The 2,111-nt window shown below is 42.9% G+C and carries 2 protein-coding genes and 1 pseudogene; all 3 read right to left on the reverse strand.

Going from position 1 to position 2,111, the window contains the following annotated elements:
• Nucleotides 1-115 precede the first annotated feature (115 nt).
• Complete coding sequence (locus Q4561_RS19705; RefSeq protein ID WP_303462961.1) at nt 116-538, reverse strand: GNAT family N-acetyltransferase; 423 nt, start codon at nt 536-538, stop codon at nt 116-118.
• A 133-nt stretch (nt 539-671) separates the two neighbouring features.
• Complete coding sequence (locus Q4561_RS19710) at nt 672-1,115, reverse strand: DUF2059 domain-containing protein (protein WP_303462962.1); 444 nt, start codon at nt 1,113-1,115, stop codon at nt 672-674.
• Nucleotides 1,116-1,653: 538 nt separating this feature from the next.
• Nucleotides 1,654-2,111, reverse strand: a pseudogene (locus Q4561_RS19715) (hypothetical protein); the annotation flags it as partial.

A 2,111-nucleotide genomic window follows, 5' to 3' on the forward strand; every position in this document is an offset into this window, starting at 1 on the left:
CACTGACTATTTTAGCCATTTTACACCTACCTGATACTAAGTTAGGTGTCTACTTTATAGGGGGAGCTCTCCAGCGAACGCAGTGAGTGCGTTGATTGGGTTGTTATACCCGTGCCTAATCATATATGCCAGGCGTTAAAACTTGCATTAACTTCTCTGGGTTTTCAACAGATGAAAAACCAAACTGCGAGTACAATCCGTGTGCGTCACTTGTTGCTAGCATAAACCTACGGAGACCTTGCAGGTCTGGATGGGATGATATGTTTTCCATAAGTTGTTTACTTATCCCTTGACCACGAAATTTCTCTATTACAAAAACGTCGCTTAGGTATGCAAATGTAGCTTTGTCCGTAATAACTCTAGCAAAACCGACTTGGGCTCCACCGTTTGCATAGGCTCCAAATACAAGAGAATTGTCTATGGATTTTTGTAATGTTGAAAGCGGAATGTTTTTTGCCCAATAGGAGTTCGCCACGAAGGAGTGGATTAATTCGATGTCTAAGTCATCGTGGCTAGTATTTATATTAATTCTTTTCATTCTAGCGATCCTTCAGAGGGTATAACTTTTCAATAACGGGCGCAGGCTCGTGGGGCATAATGGCGAAGCCGCCCCGCGAGTATGCGTCCCAGCGAACGAAGTGAGTGAGTTCATTGATTTGTTATGTTTCATTTCAATCAACCTGCTGAAACTCACTGATTAATGAATTAAATTTGGGGCTGATTTTTTCCATAAATTTTGCGTTCAAATTCCCTGATTGGCTTAGGAATTTTTTTCCGGTTGGCGAAGCATAAAAAGTCACAAGGTCTCGTAATTCTGATTCAGTGAACGTTTCACTATAGCTATGCTTAAACGCTTCCAAAACTTCTTCAGTGCTCAAAAAAGCTATAATTTTGTCTACAATTGCTGAATAGTCCTGCTCTAATTCAGCTCTCTCTTCGTCTGGCATTTCTGTACTTGCTAGTGCAAGAACCATTTGCTTTTTATAGTTGATTGCCTTTTGCGCAAGAAGTTGTTCCATTTGTAAAACTGAGAAAAGCTCAGTTGCAGCATCTTCTTCCGAAGCTGAAACTGATAGTGACAGAAACGATACTAATAAAGCCGATAATATTTTCAAATTTCCTCCTTGAAACATAACTTTAAGCTAAGCGGCGCAGTTGCGTGGGGCATAATGGCGAAGCCGCCCCGCGTAAATGCGTCCGAACGACCGAAGGGAGTGACTTCAGCGCTTTGTTAGAAGCAGAGCCTATTCCTTTGGCCTTATTAAAAACTAATAAAGCCAGCATACGATTGATTGCTAAAGCAAACAAGCAAAATGCCAGTGCAGTGATGTAGGTGATTTAGCTGAAGCAAGCCGCTCTATGAATTACCAAATGCAATGGCGCTTGCTGGCCTAGAACAATAACTTGGCGGTAAAGCGCCTATTGCGCGACCTTCGAAGTTAATGCGGCGAAGTTAAAACCACCAAAAGCCAGAGCGATGCTGGTGAAAGCAGGTGAGGGTAGTTGCATTGGGATTTGTATTGAGTCAAACGAGGTTTAGGCTGGCGCCTTCTAACACCCAACTTTGGGGCACAAATACGTAGGCTAAAATAAGGAGCGGAGCGACGGGAGCCTACGTGTTTGTGTCCCAGCGAACGCAGTGAGCGACAACAGTTATTTGTTAGCTGCGGCTTTGTTAAACATTTTTGGTGAACGCCAACTAACAAGCCCTGATAATACAAACAATACGGCTAAAGTAACATACCAGTACTCTTGAGTGAGGCCGATAAGCTTTACACTATTGTCGGTAATGAAATACGTAATAAAAGCAGTAAGCAAAATGTGCTGAATTTTTAAGGATTGTTTGTGTGAGCGCTGTCCAATAAAGAAGCCAACACCAGCAGGAATACCACACATGAAAAACACTAAAAAGTAAGCAGCAATACTTCCTTGTTTAGCGAGTGAAGCAAAACTAAATAAAACAGCTATAGCCGCAACAGCTAAACCAAAAATCCATGCATCTCTATCTATTGCCACAAAGACCTCCTTGGTAGCTAACTTTAAGCTAAGGGGCGCAGATGCGTGGGGCAAAATGGCGAAGCCGCCCCGCGTATAGGCGTCCCAGCGACCGA

Origin of the sequence: Alteromonas sp. 1_MG-2023 (assembly GCF_030547075.1) — a bacterium.
Lineage (GTDB): Bacteria > Pseudomonadota > Gammaproteobacteria > Enterobacterales > Alteromonadaceae > Alteromonas.

Bases quoted from the DNA above. Each gene is read 5' to 3' on its own strand.
- Q4561_RS19705 (WP_303462961.1), bottom strand. From the start codon at position 538: ATGAAAAGAATTAATATAAATACTAGCCACGATGACTTAGACATCGAA.